The following is a 20,724-nucleotide window of genomic DNA, read 5'->3' on the forward strand; positions in this document are numbered from 1 at the left end:
AAACGACCAAAAAACAGCATTGCCGAATAAACGGGCTCCGCCGTGGAGTGGGAAACTACTGTAAACATGCCCTAACGCCAGGCCAGCCTCCTCGACAGACGCCTGTAGATCGGATCGGTCAACAGCAGCACGCACAGCACCCGGCCGACATGGAACGCCGTGACCACCGGTACCCCTAGCTGCAGCGCGTTGGCGGTGAGACACATCTCGGCGATGCCGCCGGGCGTGGTTCCCAGCATGGCCGTGGCCGGGTTCAGCCCGGAGAGCCAGGCCAAGCCCCAGCCGAACGCGGCGGCCACCAGCAGCAGGACGCCGCTGGTGACGGCCACCGCCGTGAGGAAGCGTGGCGCTACGCGGAGGAACTCCGGCGAGAAACGGCTGCCGAGCGAGCAACCGATCAGCAGCTGGGCGGTGGGACTGGCCCACGGCGGCAAAGCCGACAGCTCGATACCGTTGGCGGTCAACAGCGCCGTGACCACCAGCGGCCCCAGCATCCACGGATTGGGTTGGCCGAGACGCGACCAGACCCAGCCGGCCGCGAGGCCCAGCACACAGAGTAGGGCCAGCCCCGGGTAGTGCAAGGCACGGCCGGCGGCGTGGTAAAGATCGCCTCCGTGCACCCCGCTCAGCGTGTACAGCGCCGGGATAACGATGACCACCAGCAGCATGCGCAGGCTATGCGCCGCCGCCACCCTGTCCACGCGCACCCCGTGGTGCTCGGCCAGATTGGCCATCTCAGACGCTCCGCCCGGCATGCAGGCGAAGAACGCCGAACCGCGATCCAGCCCGCTCAGCCGCTGCAGCAGCGCACCACCCAACACGGCCAGCACGAAAGCGAACAGCCCAGCCAACAGCAGGTAGGGCAGCAGGCCCAGCAGCGGCCGCATCACCAGAGGGGTGAAATAGAGCCCGAGCGCGGTACCGATGACGGCCTGTCCCGCCGCCCTGCCCCAGCGCGGCCCCTGCAGCGCCACGCCGCCCAGGCGCCCGCTGGCGGTCGCCAGCAAGGGGCCGACCAGCCACGGCAGCGGCACGCGCAAGGCAGCCAGCAGACCAGCGGCCAGCAAAGCCAGCAACAGCGTGGCCAAAACGAGGCGCATTCTATCCGTATTCATCCAGAGACAAAAAAAGACGCCACCCCCGAAGAGGTGGCGCAAAGAGAGTCACACTGTGGAAACGGCGACGGTTCGAGCCTCCTTGCGGCGGCGACGCAGGCGCAGCAAGGGCGGCACCACCAGCATGGCGACGGCCATCACCCACAGACCCAGCGAAATCGGGCTCTCCCACAGGATGTGCAGGTCGCCGTTGGAGATCGACAGCGCGCGGCGCAGGTTCTGCTCCAGCATCTCGCCCAGCACGAAGCCCAGGATCAGCGCCGACATCGGGAAGTTCATCTTGCGCAAGAGGTAGCCGAACACCCCCAGCACGGCCATCAGCACCAGGTCGAAGGTGGTGCTGTGCACCGCGTACACCCCCACCGTGCTGATCGCGGCGATGCCCGGCACCAAGAGGAACAGCGGCACCGACAGCATGCGCGTGAACACGCCCACCAGCGGGATGTTCATGATCAAGAGCAGGATGTTGCCGACGAACAGCGAGGCGATCAGGCCCCACACGATGTCCGGCTGCTGGCTGAACAGCATCGGGCCCGGGGTGATGTTGTACAGCGTCAGCGCGCCCATCATCACTGCGGTGGTGCCCGAACCCGGCACTCCCAGGGTCAGCATCGGCACGAAGGAGCCGCAGGCCGAAGCGTTGTTGGCCGCCTCCGGCGCCGCCACGCCGCGGATGTCGCCGTTGCCGAAGGTGCCTTCCTTGTCGTGCAGGCGCTTGGCGGTCATGTAGGTCACCGCGCTGGCGATGGTGGCGCCGGCGCCCGGCAGCACGCCGATGATGAAGCCGATAGCCGAGGAGTACAGCGTGCACCACCAGGTCTCGACCATCTCGCGCAGGTTGAACATCATGCGCCCGGTCTGCTTGATCACCGTCTCGCCGGTATGGGTCTGCTCCAGCATCAGCAGGATTTCGCTCACCGAGAAGAAGCCGATCACCACCACGATGAACTGGATGCCGTCGGCGAGGTGGATGTCGTCGAAGGTGAAGCGGTACACGCCGGAGTTGGCGTCCACCCCCACCGTGGCCATGAAGAGGCCGATCAGCGCCGCCAGAATGGTCTTCACCGGCTTGTCGCCGACCATGCCGCCCAGGCAGGCGATGGCGAAGATCATCAGCGCGAAGTACTCGGCCGGGCCGAACGCCAGCGACCAGCCCGCCAGGATCGGCGCGCACAGCACCAGGCCGACGATGGCCACCACCGAACCGACGAACGAACTCCAGGCCGAGATCGACAGCGCCACGCCGGCCTTGCCCTGCTTGGCCATCGGGTTGCCGTCCATCGCGGTCATGATGGCGCCGGCGTCACCCGGCACGTTGAGCAGGATCGACGAGATGCGGCCACCGTACTCGCAGCCCATGTACACTGCGGCGAGCAGGATCAGCGCGGTTTCCGGCGGCATTTTCAGCGCGAACGCCAGCGGCAGCAGGATGGCCACGCCGTTGATCGGGCCCAGGCCCGGCAGCATGCCGACGATGGTGCCGATGAACGAGCCGATCAGCGCCACCAGCAGGTTGCCCGGCTTCATCGCCACGACGAAGCCTTGGCCGAGAAATCCCAGGGTATCCATAGCATTGTCCCCTCAGCCCAGCAGGACGCCGCCGGGTAGCGGCACGTCCAGCAGGCGGTCAAAGAAATAGAACAGCGCCACGCCCATCACCACGCCGCCGACGGCACAGTGCAGCCACTTGCCGTCGAACAGGCGGCCGAGGGCGACGGTCATCAAGGCAGTGGCCACGGCGAAGCCGGCCGTCTCGAAGATCAGCGCGTACACCAGCACCACGCCAATCATCACCGCCACTTTCTTGAGCAAGGCGCCGCGCGGCCAGTCCACCGCCTCGCCCGGCTTGAACAGCAGCCAGCACGAGCACGCGACCATCAGCGCCAGGATCAACAGCGGATAAGCGCGCGGGCCGACCGGCTCGTAGGCGAACTCGGTGCTGATGCCCCAGCCCACCGTCGCCATGCCGGCGCACAGCAGCAACCAGAGCACGGCAAAGATGCGATCGCTCATAGTCCAGGTCCTTCCAATCCAGAAAAGCCGGGGCGGGCCAGCCGGCCGCCCCCGCCATGAGGTGAGAGCCGCCCTCCGTCGGCGCACGCCGCCAGCGTGCTCGTCCAGCGCCGGACGCGGGAGCCGGATCGCCCGAGTGGGGCGGCTCGACTCCGGACGCACGAGGCGGGCGAACGACGCGGGAAGGAGAGACGACGAAAGGGGAGATTACTTGACCAGACCGAACTCGCTGGCCAGTGCCTGGTAGTCCTTGACCGACTTCTTGACGTAGGCGTCCAGTTCCTTGCCGGTCATACTGAACGGATAGAGGTCGCGGCTTTGGCGCAGCTTGGCGAATTCCGGGGTGGCCATGACTTTCTTGAACGACTTTTCCCAGAAGGCGTAATCGGCGTCGGACACTTTCGGGCCGACGTAAAAGCCGCGGATGATCGGCCAGGCGATGTCGTAGCCCTGCTCCTTGGCGGTCGGAATCGAGCCCAGGTCGCCCGGCAGGCGCTTGTCGGCCAGCACCGCCAGCACGCGGATCTTGCCCGCTTCCAATTGCGGCGCGGCTTCGCCGATGTCACCCGATACCACCTGCACGTGGCCACCCAGCAAGGCGGTGAAGCTCTCGCCGCCGCCTTCGAAGGCGACGTAGCGCATCTGCTTGAAGTCGACCCCGGCCTTCTTCGCCACCAGCGCGGATTTCATCCAGTCCTGGCTGCCCACGGTGCCGCCGGCACCGAACACCACCTGCGACGGATTGGCCTTGAGCGCCGCCATCAGGTCTTTCAGGGTCTTGTACGGCGAGTCGGCGCGCACCGCGATCATGCCGTAGTCGGTACCGATGGCGGCGAGCCAGCGCACATCGTCGACGCCGTACTTGCCGAACTTGCCCTGTGCCAGGTTGAGCAGCGAGCCGCCGGAGAAGGCGACGATGGCGTTGGCGTCGTCGGCGCGCTGCGCCACGATGGCGTTGTAGGCCACCGCCCCCACCCCGCCCGGCATGTACACCACGCGCATCGGGTTCTGCAACGCCTTGCTGTCCATCAGCGCCGACTGCGCCAGCTTGCAGGTCAGGTCGAAACCGCCGCCGGGCTTGGCCGGGGCGATGCATTCGGGGCGTGCCGGCTCGGCCAGGGCGCCGAAGGAAGCCAGCGCCAAGGTGGCGCCAGCGCCGAGCAGGGCGATACGATGAGCGAAAGGGGTCATTGTTGCAGTCTCCTCTAAGAATTGTGACTTGACAGCGGGGCGGAACGAGGCAACCCTTGTCAACGGCTTTTCCCGTCCGGAGTCAGGCCGGCCGGAAGCCAGATTCAAGCCTGTTGGGCGGCTTGGTGGGGCGATACTAGTCGCGCTTGCTTTCATCAACCTTTCACCCACTTTCCCGACAGATCCGACTGTCGCAAAAAAAACCATGCGCATCCTGCTTGTAGAAGACCAGGCCGATCTCGCGCGCTGGCTGGCGCGCGCGCTTACCGCCTCCGGCTACGTCGTCGACGTCATCCATGACGGCCTGAACGCCGACACCGCCTTGCAAACCGAACCCTACGACCTCGCGGTGCTCGACCTCAACCTGCCACGCCTGTCCGGCAAGGAGGTGCTGGTGCGCCTCCGGGCGCGCCACCAGACGCTACCGGTGCTGATTCTCACCGCGCACGGCGAGCTCTCCGACAAGGTGGAGGGACTGGAGCTGGGCGCCGACGACTACCTGGTGAAACCGTTCGAACTGGGGGAGCTGGAAGCGCGGCTCAAGGCGTTGCTGCGCCGCCACCAGGGCCACGACAACGAACCACTCAGCTGCGGCGCGCTGGTGTTCGACAAGAAGGAGCGGGTGTTCCGGTTGGGCACAGAGCGGCTCACCCTGACCCGCCGCGAGCACGCGGTGCTGGAGGCGCTGATGCGCCGCGCCGGCCAGCCGGTCAACCGCGAGCGCCTGTTCAGCCAGGTGTTCTCGCTTGACGACGAGGTCAATCCGGAGGCGATCGAGATCTACATCCACCGCCTGCGCAAGAAGCTGGAGGGCAGCGACGTCGCCATCACCACGCTGCGCGGCCTGGGCTACCTGCTGGAACAGCGTCATGGCCCGCCCCCGGCGTGAGGGGCCCGGCGGCGTCATGCGCATGACGCGCTGGTTGCCGGCGCGGCGCAGCCTGCTCGGGCAGTTCCTGCTGTGGCTGCTGCTGCCGCTGGTGGTGCTGTGGGCGGTGAACGTCGCGCTCGACTACCGCAGAGGGCGCGAGGCCGCCAATATCGCCTACGACCGCACCCTGCTCGCCTCAGCGCGCATCATCGCCGACCAGCTCGAGGTGCGCGACAGCAAGGTCACCGTGACGGTGCCCTACGTCGCGCTCGACAACTTCGAGTACGACAACCGTGGGCGCCTGTACTACCGCGTCACCGGCCTGAACGGCGAGTTCATGTCCGGCTACGACGACCTGCCCGAGATGCCGGCCGGCACCCCGCGCTCCGACCTCTACCCGGCGCTGGTGCACTTCCACGACGCCGCCTACCGCCAGCAGCCGATCCGCGTTGCCACGCTATTCCAGCCGGTCAACGAGGGCGGCCTGCAAGGCATGGTGAAGATCCAGGTGGCGGAGACGCTGGAGGCGCGCGAGGCGATCGCCGGCATGGTGCTGCGCCAGACGCTGTGGAGCCAAGGACTGCTGGTATTCAGCGCGGTAGGCTTCGTGGCGCTGGCACTGGTCAACATGCTGCGCCCGCTGCGCCGCCTGAGCCGCGAGGTGGCGGCACGCGAGCCGGCCGACCTGAGCCCGCTGCCACTGGACGAGGTTCACCGCGAGATCGTGCCGCTGGTGGCGGCGATCAACCAGCACACCGGCCGCCTGGAACAGCTGCTGGCGCGCCAGCAGCGATTCGCCGCCGACGCCTCGCACCAGCTGCGCACCCCCTTGGCGGTACTCACCACCCAGGCCGAGCACGCGCTGCGCGAGAACGACCCGGCGCTGCTGCGCGAGTGCCTGCAGGACATGCGCCGCACCCTGGACCACACCACCCGGCTCACCAACCAGCTCTTGCTGCTGGCCCGTCTCGATGCCGCCAGCGACCCCGCCAGCGCCGCCCGGCGCGACGAGCCGGTGGCGCTGACGGGGTTGGCCGAAAGGGTGTGCGTGGCGCGCCTCAAGGAGGCGCGCGGCAAGGACATTGATCTCGGCCTCGAACGGGAGCCGCCAGGCCTCGACGCCGTCCTGCCCGGCAACGAGGTGCTGCTGGAAGAACTGCTGGCCAACCTGGTCGACAACGCCATCCGCCACACCCCGGCCGGCGGCACCGTGACGGTGCGGCTGCGCCAAGAAACCCGCCCGGGCAGCCGCCGCACCCGGCTCGTGCTGGAGGTGGAGGATTCCGGCCCCGGCATTCCCGCGGCGCAGCGCCAGGCCGTGTTCGAGCGCTTCCACCAGCTGCCGGACGCCGCGCCCGGTGGCAGCGGGCTGGGGCTCGCCATCGTGCGCGACATCTGTCGCGCCCACCGCGCCGGCATCGAACTCGCCGATAGCCCGCACCTGTCCGGCCTGATGGTGCGGATCAGCTTTCCGTGGCGGAAGCCTCCAAGTCAGGGCTGAGGCAGGCACGGAGCTAACCATCGGCTGCCGTCCGGCGCTGGCGCAGACACAAAAAAGCAGGCGCGCAGGCCTGCCTGTCGTCCCGGCAAGGTCGGGATCAGACCGGATGACGCAGTTCGGCCAGCGCCGCGTCAATGCGCGGCGTCTCGGTGCCCCAGTAGCCCAGGCGGCAGAGGCAATCGATCGTCACCAGCGCGGCGTCGATCATGAAGCGCTCATCGACGATCAGTTGCTCCACCTCGGCGAGATCGAGCAACACGTGCTCGGCCACCTCGCCGTCCTGATTACAGGGGATGTCAGTGGGATTGAGCCACAGGTCGAACACATGCAGCCATTCGCGGTGCAGGCCGCGCTGCACCGGACGCTCGGCCAGGATGCGGCTCACCGGGCGCAGCAGTTCGAGCCGGTCGGCCGGAATGCCGGCCTCTTCCCAGCCCTCGCGCTCCAGCGCCAGCGCGATCGACTCGCCGGCGGCGATACCGCCGCCCATCAGGTTGTCCATGCGGTTGGGGTCGACCGCCTTGTCCGGGCTGCGCCGGCCGATCCACATGCGCACCGCGCCGTCGGGGGTGCGTACCAAGCCGTTCAGGTGCACCGCGCGGCTGGTCAGTCCGAGCGGACGGAAAGCGGCGCGCTCGAGTTCGAACAACGGGGAGCCGTCGAGGCGGAAGGCGGTGAAATTCTCGTCACGCCAGCCGTTGAGCCAGCCGGCCTGCTGCCAGCGCCGCGCGGCGGCGTCGAGCTCGCGGCTGAAGTGGGCGTAGTCGCCGGTCAGGGTACAGGACAGTGCATGCTCATCGGCGACGAACAGCGCGGCCTCGCTGGCGAGCAGACGCTCGAACCAGACGCCGTTGACGCTGCCCAGCACCTCGCCGTCGATGACGAGGTCGGTAAAGACCGACCGATCGTAGCGGGTCACGCCGGACAGATAGTCCAGCACGGCTTCCACTTGCATGGCTCCTCCATGACGCTGTTTTAAACGAAACAGCCCGGCATCTTACGTGTTTTTGACCATGCTGGCTCGACTTTTGTCCGCAACGGCATGAAAAAACAGGCATAAACCGGCCTCGGGAGGGGTCAATGCAGCCGCTTTCGCCCCCCGTCGACGGCGAGAGCCGTCGACCGTGACGTGGAGCTCCACCTGCGCCCCGAGACAAACCAGTGGCGCAGGATCGGGGAGTCAGCCGCCGACGAACCGCTCGGCCAGGCCAGAGGCGCGCTCGGGCGCCTGCTCCAGCGCCGTTGTCCAGATCTCGGCACTGCCCAGCACCGCAAAGGCGCGGCGCGCACGGGTGATCGCGGTGTAGACCAGCGCACGATTGAGGCTGGCCGACGCGGCCTCGGGCAACGCCAGCCAGACGCGCTCGAACTCCGAGCCCTGGCTCTTGTGCACGGTCATCGCGAACACCGTCTGGTGCGCCGGCAGCCGGCCCGGCGCGATGTCGCGCCAGCCGCCGTCGGCGGTCGGAAAGGCCACGCGCAGGCCGTCGGCGCGCTGCACCGCGAAGCCGATGTCGCCGTTGAACAGGCCGATGCCGTAGTCGTTCTCGGTGATCATCAGCGGCCGGCCGGGGTAATTGTCGCGCTCCGGCGACTTGCGCCCGGCCGCCTCCAGCCGCGCCTCGATGGCACGGTTGCAGGCCTCGACCTGGCGCCGCTCGGCGGCCAGCACCATGAAGCGGCCGAACTCGCGCTGCAACGCGTCCGGTTCGGCACCGGCGGCGACCGCAGCGAAGTAGTCCTGGCGCGCCTGCCACAGCCCTTCGGCGAGATCGCCGGGCTGCCAGCCGACGTCGGGGTAGGCGTCGTCGTCGAGCACGGCGAGCGCCTGCGGCGCATCACCGGCGTTGACCGCGCGCGCCAGCGCGCCGATGCCGCTGTCGGCGGCGAAACGGTGGCTGTGCGTCAGCAGCACCACGCTGTCGGCCAGCGCGTGCGGCGCGGTGGCGAGGCCCTCCGGCAGCGCGCCGCAGACTTGAGCCAGCCAGGCCAGCGTCTCCAGCCGGTAGCTGACCGTCTGGCACAACTCGCCCAGCACCGCGCCAGGGTCGACCGAGGCCAGCTGGTCGCGGTCGCCCAGCAAGATCAGCCGGGCATGCGGCGGCAGCGCATCGAGCGTCTTGGCCATCAGCGCGAGGTCGATCATCGACGCCTCGTCCACCACCAACACGTCGAGCGGCAAGGGGTGGCCGGCGTGGTGGCGCTGCGTGGTCAGGCCGGGGCGCAGGCCGAGCAGGCGGTGCAGCGTCTGCGCGCCGGCCGGCAGCTGGCGCCGTACCGCGGCGTCGAGCGCCAACTGCTCGCTTGCCCCCTGCACCGATTCGGTCAGCCGTGCCGCCGCCTTGCCGGTGGGCGCCGCCATCGCCATAGCCAGCGGACGCGGCGACAGCTCGGCCAAGGCCGCCAAGAGGCGCACCACGGTGGTGGTCTTGCCGGTGCCGGGGCCGCCGGAGATCACCAGCAAGCGCTGGCGCAAGGCCAAGGCGGCAGCCAGCTTCTGGCGGTCCGGCCGCGCCGGGTCGGCGGCAGGAAACAGCCGTGCCAGCACCTTGGAAACGCGGTCCGCGTCGACCTCGCTGCGCTCTCCTGCCATTGAACTCAGGCGGTCGGCAAGCCGCTTCTCGTCGTGCCAGTGGCGCGCGAAATAAAGCCGCCCGGCTCTGTCGAGGATCAGCGGCGCGTAGTCGCCGGGATGGCCGAGCAACGGCGAAGCCGGCAGCCGTGCGGCGCGCGCGCCGAGCGGCAGGCAGACATGGCCGGCCTGGTTGGCAGCGGCGAGCTGCTCGACCAGCGTGGCCAGCTCGGCGCCGGCGGCTGGGTCGAGCCGGGCGAACAGCGGCCGCAGCTGGGCGGCGAGCGGGTTGTCGGTCAGGATCATTGGCTATCGGAGCGGGTGAAAGAAATCGTCGAGAGCGGCCCTCAGCGGGGTGAAGAGCAGCACAGAAACCGGAATGTACACACAGTACATGAGGATCATGGCTGAGCGAATCTCTGCACGCCAATCTTCGCTTGGCTCAGCGAGAGATTCGCACGCACAGAGCAGCACATGAGCCCCGATCAGGGACCGCGCAGCAGATTTATTCACCTGCTCTCAGTCCAGATCGGGTTTGTCGTTCTTGCCATCGCCATTCTTGCCGCCGTTCTTGGCCGCCTTGCCGTTTTCCAGCCGCGCTTCCAGCGCGTCACACACGGTGCGCAGAATCTTCAGCCGGGCGAAATACTTGTTGTTGGCCTCCACCAGCGTCCACGGCGCCTGGCTGGTGCTGGTGCGGTCGATCATGTCGCACACCGCGCGCTTGTAGTCGTCCCAGCGCTCGCGGTTGCGCCAGTCCTCGTCGGTGATCTTGAAGCGCTTGAAGCCGGTCTCCTCGCGCGCCTGGAAGCGCTTGAGCTGCTCGTCCTGGCTGATGGCGAGCCAGAACTTGAGCACGATGGCGCCGTTCTCGGCCAGCTGGTGCTCGAAGTCGTTGATCTCGTAGTAGGCGCGCATCCAGTCCGGCTCGGCGGCGAAGCCCTCGACCCGCTCCACCAGCACGCGGCCGTACCAGCTGCGGTCGAAGATGGCGGTGCCGCCCTTGCCCGGCACGTGGCGCCAGAAACGCCACAGCCACGGCTGGGCGCGTTCCTCCTCGGTGGGCGCGGCCACCGGCACCACGCGGTAGCGGCGCGCGTCGAGCGCCTGGGTGATGCGGCGGATGCTGCCGCCCTTGCCGGCGGCGTCGTTACCCTCGAACACCAGCACCAGCGAATGCTGGGCGAAACGCGGGTGGCGCGTCAGCAGGTTGAGCCGGCCCTGCAGCCGTTCCAGTTCGATCAGGTAGTCGTCCTTGGCCAGCTCCTGGTCGAGCTGCAGCGTCTCCAGCAACAGCTTGTTGTCGAGCGGCGGCACGATGGGTGCGCTGTCGCTGCGCGCGAGGAAGGGATGGTCGCGCTCCAGACGCTGGCGCAGGGCGGAGAGCAACACCTGGCCGACGGTCAGGTTGCGGTAGTTGGCGTCGAGTCCGTCGATCGTCACCCACGGGGCGTAGGCGGTGTTGGTGAGGCGGATCATGTGCTCGGCGCTCTTCCGGATGGCGCCGTACTGCTCGTAGTGTGGCCAGTCGCTCGGGCTCACGCGCCAGCGCGTGGCCGGGTCCTTCTCCAGCGCCTTCAGCCGCTTCTTCTGCTGCTCGCGCGTCAGATGGAACCAGAACTTGAGGATCAGCGCGCCATCGTTGGCGAGCATGCGCTCGAAGCGCACGATCTCGGACAGCTGGCGGTCGAAATGGTCCTTGCTGATGCGCTCGTCGACATGGTCGAACATGGCGTCCGAGTAGTAGGAGCCGAAGAAGATGCCGAGCCGCCCCTTCTTCGGCAGCTCGCGCCAGTAGCGCCACATCCACGGCCGCGCGCGCGCCTCGTCGTTGGGCTGGTCGAAGGCCACTGTTTCGATCAGGCGCGGGTCGAGCCACTCGTTGAGCAGGTTGAGCGCCTCGCCGCGCCCGGCGCCGTCGATGCCGTGGATCAGCAGCAGCACCGGGAAGTCGCCCTTCTCCTGCAGGTCGTACTGCACGTCGAGCAGCGCCTCGCGCAGGGCCGGCAGCGCCGCCTTGTAGCTGTCCTTGTCGATGCTGTGGCCGATTTCCGCCGATTCGAACATGGGGTGTGTTCCTTGGAGAAGCTGTTTTCAGATTTAAGGGGACACTATTTGCCGGATGCTTTCATCGGGAAGAATGAAATGGCAGATGAACTGGCCGGTCTACCTTTCTTGTTCTCGGCACCTCTCATACCATCTTCTCTTGCCAAATAGCCATCTGCTCCCAGCCGGAGGGGAAGTCCATCGCAACGACCGGAATGGTGTGGAGCGCGATCAACTCTTTCAGCCGGCCACGCCAATGGTGCCGTGGAGCAATAACGTCCATGCAATGCAGCAGAATGACAAGGGTGTTGTAGAGCTTGCGCGAGCCTGCCCGACATTGCACCGCCAAACCTGCCGGCTTGCTGCGCGGCAGCAGCGGCGTGATAGTAAATTCGCGGTTCCACAGACGGCTGTGGTGGGCACAGGTGTTACGCACCAGCGAGAGGTGGCGCAGCCAGGATTCGAGCACCTTCTCGTCCACCCCATAGGCCGCTGCAATGGCGCGGCGGATGGGCATGGGTTTGAGATTGTTGTACCAGCGCGAGAGCAAGCCCAGCGACATCACCTCGCACACCGCCCACACCGGAGGCAGGGCCTCGACGTAGGCAGCCTTCAAGTGCTTGATGAAGGTCTCGTCGGAACGATTCACCTCCTCGGTCAATTTATCCAGGTTGGTTCGCCAGAGGAACGGCTTGTAGGCTAACGCCGAGTCCAGGTGCGCGTGCGGGCCGTGCTGGTGAGCCAATTGGTAGGCCCATTGGCTGCGTACCGACACCTCAATGCGCTCAATGGCGTCGAGCACCAGCAGACGCAACTCGCGATCAAACACGTAGAGGTTCAGCACCTCGCCAAAGGAGGTGCCGGGGCGGAAGGCATGCGTCGAATGATCCGACTCGAAAGGCAGCCAATAGGCACCGAGCCGATAGTAGTTGAGGTGCTGCAGGTAAAACTCGGCAGACGCGGGGTCATCGATGATCATTCCGCGTTGCTGGAGCAGCGCCACCTGCTGGGTGTGGGTCGTCGCCGGCTTGCTGAAGGGGCGCTTCATCACCACGATGAGTACCCCAAAAATGAGTAACCCGCCGGTTTGAGGATACGCTCGCGCGCATAGCCTTGGCGGGTTTTGTTATGTAGAAGTATACGCGCTATGCGCCTAACCGAGCAACCCGATGCCTGGGTAAGGTGCCCGGCTTCTTCATTGGATTGCGCGGAGCCGAAGCCCCACAGTACCGCTGGGGCCGGAATCACCCGGCGGCTTCCCTTGTTACGCCGGCAGGGGCCACATAGCAGGGTACAAATCTGCCAGATGGCACCGGCCAACTGATGGGGGGCTGCGATATTCATTGCTTGGTTCTATGTCCCCTTATTTTTCTGCGAATTCACTCGGCCTTCATGCTATCGGTCCAGATTGAGAAACATGATTGAAGCGGACAAACAATAACTTGTTAGACGTCCTGATGCATCAAACGATGGAACACGCTAACCAGAGAGGCTACTGTCAGATCCATACCAGCCCGGCGCACCAAGATGCCGATTTCGGCACCACCAAGCTATACGACAACGTGCTGTATTTTCCATCACATTGGAATTGTCGGAGGATTGGAGGGATTTGAAAACAGGGCGGCGCGGCTTCTCGGGCTGGCAGGTATCGCGCCGCCGCCTTTATTGCACGGCATGAGCCGCGCGCGCCACTGGCTCATCCTCTCCAGGTCCGGAAGCGTTGCCGATACGCACCACCCGGTCGGCCGAGGCGATCGTTTCCGGACGATGCGCCACGATAAGTCGCGTCAGGCTCAGCGTCGATACGGCATCGTTGACTTGTCTCTCCAGACCGGTATCCAAATGACTGGTCGCCTCGTCCAGCAGCAGGATGGAGGGTGCCTTATACAAGGCGCGCGCCAGCAGCACCCGCTGTTTTTGCCCACCAGACAACGTGGTTCCCATATCGCCAGCCAGGGTCTGGTAGCCCATCGGCATGGCGCTGATGGCATCGTGGATGGCTGCCAGCCTGGCGCAGGCTTCTATACGCTGCCTGTCCGGCTTGGGATCGAAGAAAGCGATGTTGTCCGCCAGCGAGCCCGCAAACAAATGATCGTCCTGCATGACGCAGGCACACAGTTCGCGGATGCCATGGGGCCCGAGCTGTTTCGCCGGCACCCCGCCAATCAGGATGTCCCCCTCCTCCGGCGTGAAAATCCCCAGAATCAGCTTGAGTATCGTCGTCTTGCCACAACCGCTGGGGCCGACCAAGGCCACGGACTCGCCCGGTTCGACCCGGAAGTTCAAATGACGGCACACCCATGCCTCGTTCTCGGCATAGCGGAACGACACATTGCGAAACTCGATGGAGGGCTCCGTGGGCAAGGCCACCACCAGACTGGGCAAGGGCTCCGGCTCGGTCAGGACAATGTCCGCCAACCGTTCGGTCTGCAGCCGCAGCATCTTCAGCGAGACCGCCTTGTCGATCAGGCTGACCATGCGGCTGGAGAACTGGGCGCTGTAGGAGGCAAACGCCATATACATCCCCACCGAGAACACGTTGTCGAGCACGAGCGAAGCGCCGAACCAGAGCACGGCAGCTTGTTCCAGCCCCACCAACAAGGTATTGCTTATGCGATAGGCAATGCCGACTTTTTCCGCCTGAACGGCGGTATTCGTTTGTTCAACCAGCAGGTTGAGCCACGCCGAGCGCCGCTCCCCCTGCCGCTGGAACAGCGTGATCGCCTGAATGCCCCGCAGCGTTTCCAGGAAGTGGCTCTCCTGGCGGGCGCCGATGACAAGCTGTTTCTCGGTGATTTCTTTCAGATAGCCATACCACGCCCAGCGCAGCAGACCGTAAACCCCCAGCCCAGCTATGGCGATCAGCGTCAACACCGGGCTGTAGATCAGCATCAGCACCAAGGTTCCTACCGCCAGCAAGCCATCCAGGATCGCTTCGATGAAATAGCTGGTCAGCGTCTGCTGAATGGTGGCCACGCCCTGAAAACGCGAAGCGACATCACCGATGAAACGCTTCTCGAAATACGCGACGGGCAAACGCAGCAAATGACTGAAAACCCGGTTCATCCATTGCAGCCCCATGGCGGTGCTCAAATTCAGTACCGCCCAAGAACGGAGGGCCGAGACGGCAACCTGCGATATCACTACCAGCAGCGAACCTGCAACCAGTACCTTGAGCATGTCCCGGTCAGCACTGAGCAACACGCCGTCGACCATCCACTGGGTAAATAAGGGAGAAACGATTGCCAGGAGTTCCAGCACCAATGCCAGCAGGAAGACTTGCAATACGGTATGGCGCAAGCCGGACAGACCAGAGAGCAGACTACGCAACGGCACCTGTTGCTTGACCTCCGCTTTCCGGAATTGTGCCGTTGGGTTCAGCTCCAGCGCGATACCGGTAAAGGAGCGGGAGACCTCCTCCCATTTGACATGGCGCCGCCCTGTCGCAGGGTCATGGATGACGATGCCGCCTTTCTCTACCTTGGCCAGCACCACGAAGTGGTTCAGATTCCAGTGCAGGATGCAAGGCAGCTTGAGCTGACCCATCTCGTCCAGTTCCAGGCGGAGCGCCCGGCTCGAGAGGCCCAGACTATCGGCGATGCGCACCATGTCCGCCAGCGTCATCCCCTTGAGCGAGGTGGAGAAACGCTGGCGCAGCGTCAGCAAGTCGCTTTGATAGCCATGGAATGCCGCCACCATCGCCACCGATGCCAAGCCGCATTCGGCCGCTTCGGTTTGCAGCATCACCGGCAGCTTGCGCGGCCCGAACAAGGTGTGAATATCCATCGCCCCTACCATTTGCCGGTCACGCTGTACAACGGCTCGAACACCCATTCATACAGCTTGCGGGTTTCCAGCATGATGTCGCCCTCCACCCGCATGGAAGGCACCACAGGCGTTTGCTTGCCGTAGGCCAGAACGTACGGCTTGGCCAGCCTGACGCGTATCCGGTAAAGCGGTTCTTTGACGTCGGCCATGCCGGCAATCTCGTTGGGTAGCAAGGCGGTGTGGGAAACGGCGATTACGGCGCCGTCCGCATGGCCGAATTTCTGATAGGGAAAGGCTTCGTAACGCAGCTTGACCCTGGCGCCCGGCCGGACAAAGCCGATGGCCTTGCTCGGGGCATAGAGATGGACTTCCATTTCGGTACGCTTGGGCACCAGCATCGCCAACGGCTGTTGAGGTCCAACGTTGGCCCCGGCGTGGGCCGAAACCGCCGTGATTACGCCATCCTCAGGCGCGGTAATGCGCAACTCCCGCAAGGCCTCGCTTTCCGCCAGATCCTGCTTCAGGGCCGTCGCATTGCGGCGCAGTTCGGTTTCCTGCGTATCCCGCCGCAACGGCAAGGCCCGCAACTCCGCCGCCAATGCCTCCTTGTCGCGCTCAAGTGCTGTCAGCGACCGGGAAATAGCACTCAGGTTGCGCTCCACATCCAGCCGTTCTTCGTCTTTTTGCTGCAACTGGATGGGGGACACAAAGCCGGAAGAGGCCAAGACCTCGAAGCGCTGCCGTGTCTGATGCGCCAGTTGCAGGCGTTGTGGGGTAGCCTGATTCCCGCGGACAGTTCCGATTGTTACCATTGACAATCGGGAGTGTGAAATGAAGACCAGAAAGACATATCCAGTAGAGTTCCGTTCTGAGGCGGTAAAGCTGGTACTTGAGCAAGGGCTCAGCCTTGAAGGGGCGGCCAGGCGGCTGGGTATCCCCAAGGGTACATTGGCTAACTGGGTTGTAGCGGCGAGGTCTGGCGGTGACCAACCGGCGCCGGGGGCGCGCAGTGTCACGGAGCTGGAAGCAGAGAACGCCAAGCTGCGCAAGGAGTTGGCAGAGGCACGCCTGGAGCGAGACGTCATAAAAAAAGCTGCAGCGTACTTTGCTCAGGCATCACTGCCCGGTACGCGTGGATAGAAGAGCACCGAAACCTATTCCCGGTGGTGGTGGCCTGCCGGGTTCTAGCGGTGTCCCGTGCTGGGTACTATGGCTGGCGTGGACGTTCTCCATCTGAGCGAGAACAAGAGGACGAGCGGCTGAAAGTGGCGATCCGGGCGGCACATGCCAAAACACGGGAAACCTATGGCGTACGCCGTTTGCAGCCAGAACTGGCGGCGATGGGCTTTGAGGCCGGGCGTGATCGCATCGACCGTTTACGACGCCAGATAGGCATCCGGTGCCGGCAGAAGCGCAAGTTCAAGGCGACCACCAATTCGGCCCACTCGTTGCCGGTCGCGGAGAATGTCTTGGGTCAGGTGTTCGAGCCGACCCGCCCGAATCAGGTCTGGACGGGTGATATAACGTACATCCCGACGGACGAGGGCTGGCTGTACCTAGCGGCACTGAAGGATGTGTTTAGCTGCGAGATCGTTGGCTATGCGATGGGCGCGCGGATGACGACCGAACTGGTCAGCAAGGCGCTGTTCCGGGCGGTCCAGCACCAGCGGCCGCCGGCCGGCTTGATCCACCATACGGATCGTGGCAGCCAATACTGCGCCAAGGCCTACGGGGATTTGCTGACGCAGTTCAGGATGCATAGCTCGATGTCACGCAAGGGGAACTGTTTCGACAATGCGCCGATAGAGAGCTTCTGGGGAACGTTGAAGAACGAGCTCGTCCACCATCGCCGTTACGCAACGCGGGCGGAGGCGGAGGCATCGATCAGGGAGTACATCGAAATCTTCTATAACCGCCAACGCCGTCACTCGCGGCTTGGCTACTTGGCGCCGGCTGAATTTACCCGGAGGTACTGGAATTCAGCCAAGGCCGCTTGAATCGGAGCTGTCCGCTCTTGCCAGGACACCCCAAACGCCCCCCTGGGGTCTCGGCTGCTAGGAGTTACAGGCCGATGCGGTATACACCTTGGGCAGAACGTTCCTGCCACAGCGATTCCCAGTCTTTCTGCGGCGCAACCAAGCCGATCAGGTAGCACATGGGCTCAAGCGTCAGACGGATCAGCTTGCCCAGGTAGTTAGGCTTCTCGCGCCGACCCACCTGATAAGCCAGTTCCTCCGCGCGCCACTTGGCGAGCGGCCACATGATTTTTTCGGCAAGAGGCGACTTGCGCATCAGGCGAACGTAGGGAATGGCCCAGTAGTGGTAGCCACGGACGGTGGCCTCGGAAAGATGCTTGCGGGTGAACTCCATGTCCGAGCGCCACACCTCTTGGGGCAGCATGCCTTTGCGGTAGAAGTGGGTGCAGATGACGCGGCCACTTCCACCATCGTCCTTCCCTTTATCAGAATCTTTGGTGCATGCAACACCAGCCGCTGCTCCAGCCGTTGCTTGAGAACCATTATTTCCCCCCGCAGCCCCTACCGCTGCCCCTGCGGCAGCACCACATAATGCCCCCAAAGCACGACCTTGACTTGCGGCATAACCTGCCAGCCCCCCAGTAATTGCTCCAGCAGCAAGGCCGCCGACGCCTTTCCCCGTTGACATACCACTAACAGCACCACCGGATCTACTACGGCCTCTAGATCGCCCACCGCCAGCACCATCTTTCCCACCACTCACCACTTCAAGCTCAACATCATTTAGTGCCTGCATATATCTCAACCTCATTATGAATTTCAAAAAATAAACGACGAGAGTTAATAAGATTATTTCTCTCGACCATTATTCCCGCAAAAAATATAGTATGCCGAAGCCCCACCAAGTGCAGAGCCTATCACCCCCCCTAATATTCCCATTGAAAAATAATCATTACCTATACCCATCAGAAAAACCGTAACACTATAAACGCACAAAATAGCCAGACAAAAACGGATAGCACAAATCACCATCACACCTCCAACCACAAAAAACATAAATTAGCTCAGGGCTCTACAATCAAAAATCATAACCACACCCTGACTATGCTTTCATTCACCCCTCAGCAAAGGGGGTCGCACTTTGCCAGTGCCACTCCGTCATCATGCAAGTTCTGCTCCACACAAAACTCCTCCCCAAAAGCAACATCCCTATCATCGGAAATGTATTTGGTCACGACAAGCTGATTTCTTCAGGCCTTCCTAAATGCACAGGCAAGTAGCTGTGAAAAATCACCACCAGTTACTTGACTAAAAGCACATCCTTGCGGGTCAGAGGCTTCACAAAAGGCATGGCCGTTCGCAATTCCGAGCCATCGCAGGTATTTCCCTCATGGCTGAATTTCCCCAGCCAGTTCGCCTTAAAAGTGCGCGACGATTCATCGAACACGTAATTTGCCTGGTAGCTTGCTCCACCGGTCTGCAGCGACACCGGCTTTGGCAGGTTTTCTGCCTTCCATTCCTTCGGGAATTGCACTTCCATGCTCTCGTCGACCATCTGGTTGAAGCAGAGCCGACGTGGGGTTTGTTCCGGAAGGTTGATGACTGTAGCCAAACGCTGAAATAGCCTCTCCCCGTACCCCATCCGTGGCAGACTCCACAGCGAATTCCGCTCCAGCTTTTGATCGAGTTCGTATTTGAAATAGTGGGTAAGGCTGGTCATCGAGAGATCGGTCTCGACGTCAGAAAGCCACTCCCCTTTGCCCGAATAGCCGGCTTGGCCCAGGAAATCCCTTAGATGGCCCACTTGACGCAACGAGTCATCGCCTACGTTCTGGCTGATCTGGCGCCCCAGCACACTCGATGCCCCCAAGAACTCGAGCTCTGTGGAACCCGACATGCGGCCGTCTTCGCCAACTTTGATATACGTCTTGCTTCGTATGCCGTCCTCTTCAGCCAACAACTGCGGGATATGCTGGATTCCTTTGCCGTCATCGATATGCAGCGCCGGCTTGTCGGTTTCAGTCGTTGCCAGCACGCCAAACGGCAGGAATTCCTGAGTCGGATCGGCGTAAAGATGCCATTCCGGCAAGTAGACGATGACATGGTTAAACGCATCCATGGTCGGCAGTTCCGGCAACGTATACCGGGTGGACGCACTCAACAGCACCAGAGAGCTATCGATGCCGCGCGACTTGAGCAAGGCCTTGAGCAATACGGCTTTATCCTTGCAGTCGCCATAGCGGTTTTTCAGCACCTCGTCGGCCGCATGGGGGATGTAATGCCCATCGTTGAGGTACACCTGCACGTAGCGGATATTCTGGCTGACCCATTGGTACAACAGCCTCGCTTCATCTCGGCGGTTTTTTGCTGGCTTGGTGATTTCCGTCGCCAGCTGAGCGATAGCCGGAGTGATCGTGGCCTTATCCTCGGTACGCCTTCTATACTCTTCGGCATAGGCACTCCAGTCTTTGAGCGTACTGTAATGCACCTGCTTGCTGAAGTCCTCCTCAGACACGGTTTCTTCAGGTACGAAATTCGTATCGGCGGGTGCAGAAAAATTCCACTCCCAGACCTTGTCGCCGGCGGCATTCTTACCGGCCTTCAAACTGATCTTTTCCCCCTTGACTCTCAATGGCAATGAAGCCGGAGCAGTAATTCTACTGCGAGCTTCATCATAGCTCTCCCTTGGAGAGTAACTGATCGTACCTTGCACTTCCCCAGCAAAGAGCGGCATGTAATGGAAATGCGTCTTCATATAAATTCGGGATCCCGGTTCCAAGGCAGGAAAGACCAAGGTCTTGGCTCTCAGGCTGGTGAAAACGGGAGCATCTGCGATGGCGGCTTGAGCCTGATCGTGAATATCCTTTTCAGCCAGCTTGATGCGCGAGCCATCCGGTTTGATCGTATACGCCTCAATCACCTTCACTGTCATCGTATCGGCATTGTAATTCAATGTGAATTCGCCAAGGTCCTTGACATCCTTCCTGTCTTTTACATAAATTTCGCGCTCGGTGAAATAATCTTCGCTGCCATCGGCATTCAGATAAATATCCCGGTTCTCCTTGGCGAAATCGGCGTAGCATAAGGGTGAAGAAATTATTCCAACTACCAAGGTCAAACCCAGCAAATAGTTTGATGATTTCATTCCTGTTAATCCACCATGAAAGATAGCTCTGACAATTACACCGAAGGTTGAATTACTAGCCCAGCTCACCATCGATCGTCTGGAATGCAGCAAGTAAGCCTCTCGATGCGGCGAACAAAATTCATACGGCATGGTAATGCCAACGACATTAATGTCAAGTCATGGCAGTCATTGCCAGTTGCTTGCTTACGAGCATGATCAATAGTCATTCTTTAAAAACATAGAATAGTTACGAAATAACATAACAAATCAATAGCCCATCAGCAGCGCATAGCGATAGAGTGGCAAGGCAATGCTGCCTTGGGCATGCGATGCGGCATGCTCTACCACCGCTTCGACAAACAGCACAGAGGCAGCCCATCACTCTTCAGGTCGGTCGGCTCTTGCAAGCCGAAAGCACCACCCATCCAAACAACACATTGAGCTGCTGAACACCGAACTAGCCCTGAAGCAGGTGGCTCAACGTGCGCTTCGCAATGCGAAAAGCATACCAATTGCGCAAATGGATTGATATCGTAAAACGCCG

At 62.9% G+C, this 20,724-nt stretch carries 16 protein-coding genes; 3 read left to right on the top strand and 13 right to left on the bottom strand.

The window, feature by feature from the left end; translation table 11 throughout:
* Positions 1-71: 71 nt before the first annotated feature.
* The 4 genes from PSEMAI1_RS0117640 to PSEMAI1_RS0117655 form a co-directional block, all read right to left on the bottom strand.
* Complete coding sequence (locus PSEMAI1_RS0117640; RefSeq protein WP_029770810.1) at positions 72-1,100, bottom strand: AbrB family transcriptional regulator; 1,029 nt, start codon at positions 1,098-1,100, stop codon at positions 72-74.
* Between the two features lie 63 nt (positions 1,101-1,163).
* Positions 1,164-2,684: a tripartite tricarboxylate transporter permease gene (locus PSEMAI1_RS0117645; RefSeq protein ID WP_024304139.1), complete on the bottom strand. Its 1,521-nt coding sequence runs from the start codon at positions 2,682-2,684 to the stop codon at positions 1,164-1,166.
* Positions 2,685-2,696: 12 nt separating this feature from the next.
* Entirely contained in the window at positions 2,697-3,128 is a 432-nt protein-coding gene (locus tag PSEMAI1_RS0117650; protein ID WP_024304140.1) for a tripartite tricarboxylate transporter TctB family protein, read from the bottom strand.
* Positions 3,129-3,335: 207 nt separating this feature from the next.
* Complete coding sequence (locus tag PSEMAI1_RS0117655) at positions 3,336-4,319, bottom strand: tripartite tricarboxylate transporter substrate binding protein (RefSeq protein WP_024304141.1); 984 nt, start codon at positions 4,317-4,319, stop codon at positions 3,336-3,338.
* Positions 4,320-4,524: 205 nt separating this feature from the next.
* On the opposite strand from PSEMAI1_RS0117655, the gene PSEMAI1_RS0117660 reads away from it, so the two are divergent.
* Together PSEMAI1_RS0117660 and PSEMAI1_RS22430 are read left to right on the top strand one after the other, a co-directional pair.
* A complete protein-coding gene (locus PSEMAI1_RS0117660; protein ID WP_024304142.1) occupies positions 4,525-5,208 on the top strand; it encodes a response regulator in 684 nt (227 codons plus the stop codon).
* Positions 5,189-6,691, top strand: a complete 1,503-nt coding sequence (locus PSEMAI1_RS22430; RefSeq protein ID WP_029770812.1) for a sensor histidine kinase — start codon at positions 5,189-5,191, stop codon at positions 6,689-6,691. The genes PSEMAI1_RS0117660 and PSEMAI1_RS22430 overlap by 20 nt, the downstream gene beginning before the upstream one ends.
* Before the next feature lie 97 nt (positions 6,692-6,788).
* Here the strand turns inward: PSEMAI1_RS22430 and PSEMAI1_RS0117670 are convergent, their stop codons facing one another.
* The 6 genes from PSEMAI1_RS0117670 to PSEMAI1_RS0117695 all read right to left on the bottom strand — a co-directional run bounded on the left by PSEMAI1_RS0117670 (position 6,789) and on the right by PSEMAI1_RS0117695 (position 15,802).
* Entirely contained in the window at positions 6,789-7,646 is an 858-nt protein-coding gene (locus tag PSEMAI1_RS0117670; RefSeq protein WP_024304144.1) for a DUF4743 domain-containing protein, read from the bottom strand.
* Positions 7,647-7,871: 225 nt separating this feature from the next.
* The gene (gene recD / locus PSEMAI1_RS0117675; RefSeq protein ID WP_024304145.1) at positions 7,872-9,569 is read right to left on the bottom strand and encodes an exodeoxyribonuclease V subunit alpha; all 1,698 of its coding nucleotides are present in this window, start codon (positions 9,567-9,569) and stop codon (positions 7,872-7,874) included.
* Between the two features lie 213 nt (positions 9,570-9,782).
* The gene (gene pap, locus PSEMAI1_RS0117680; protein ID WP_024304146.1) at positions 9,783-11,330 is read right to left on the bottom strand and encodes a polyphosphate:AMP phosphotransferase; all 1,548 of its coding nucleotides are present in this window, start codon (positions 11,328-11,330) and stop codon (positions 9,783-9,785) included.
* Between the two features lie 124 nt (positions 11,331-11,454).
* Positions 11,455-12,357 (bottom strand): Abi family protein, encoded by a 903-nt coding sequence (locus tag PSEMAI1_RS0117685; protein ID WP_024304147.1) that lies wholly within the window; start codon positions 12,355-12,357, stop codon positions 11,455-11,457.
* Positions 12,358-12,971: 614 nt separating this feature from the next.
* Entirely contained in the window at positions 12,972-15,095 is a 2,124-nt protein-coding gene (locus PSEMAI1_RS0117690) for a peptidase domain-containing ABC transporter (RefSeq protein ID WP_156943165.1), read from the bottom strand.
* A 5-nt stretch (positions 15,096-15,100) separates the two neighbouring features.
* Positions 15,101-15,802 (bottom strand): HlyD family efflux transporter periplasmic adaptor subunit, encoded by a 702-nt coding sequence (locus PSEMAI1_RS0117695; protein ID WP_024304149.1) that lies wholly within the window; start codon positions 15,800-15,802, stop codon positions 15,101-15,103.
* Between the two features lie 106 nt (positions 15,803-15,908).
* Between PSEMAI1_RS0117695 and PSEMAI1_RS21555 the strand changes: the two genes are divergently transcribed.
* A protein-coding gene (locus tag PSEMAI1_RS21555) for an IS3 family transposase (protein WP_156943102.1) occupies positions 15,909-17,074 on the top strand; the annotation gives its coding sequence in 2 pieces (ribosomal slippage) (positions 15,909-16,173 and positions 16,173-17,074; 1,167 coding nt in all).
* Between the two features lie 64 nt (positions 17,075-17,138).
* Here the strand turns inward: PSEMAI1_RS21555 and PSEMAI1_RS0117710 are convergent.
* The 3 genes from PSEMAI1_RS0117710 to PSEMAI1_RS0117720 form a co-directional block, all read right to left on the bottom strand.
* Positions 17,139-17,477, bottom strand: coding sequence for a hypothetical protein (locus PSEMAI1_RS0117710; RefSeq protein WP_051460246.1), 339 nt, complete (start codon positions 17,475-17,477; stop codon positions 17,139-17,141).
* 137 nt (positions 17,478-17,614) lie between these two features.
* A complete protein-coding gene (locus PSEMAI1_RS21015) occupies positions 17,615-17,800 on the bottom strand; it encodes a hypothetical protein (RefSeq protein WP_024304151.1) in 186 nt (61 codons plus the stop codon).
* 553 nt (positions 17,801-18,353) lie between these two features.
* The gene (locus PSEMAI1_RS0117720; RefSeq protein WP_024304152.1) at positions 18,354-20,198 is read right to left on the bottom strand and encodes a DUF3857 and transglutaminase domain-containing protein; all 1,845 of its coding nucleotides are present in this window, start codon (positions 20,196-20,198) and stop codon (positions 18,354-18,356) included.
* Positions 20,199-20,724: the final 526 nt, after the last annotated feature.

It is taken from the genome of Pseudogulbenkiania sp. MAI-1 (assembly GCF_000527175.1).
Taxonomy (GTDB): Bacteria; Pseudomonadota; Gammaproteobacteria; order Burkholderiales; family Chromobacteriaceae; genus Pseudogulbenkiania.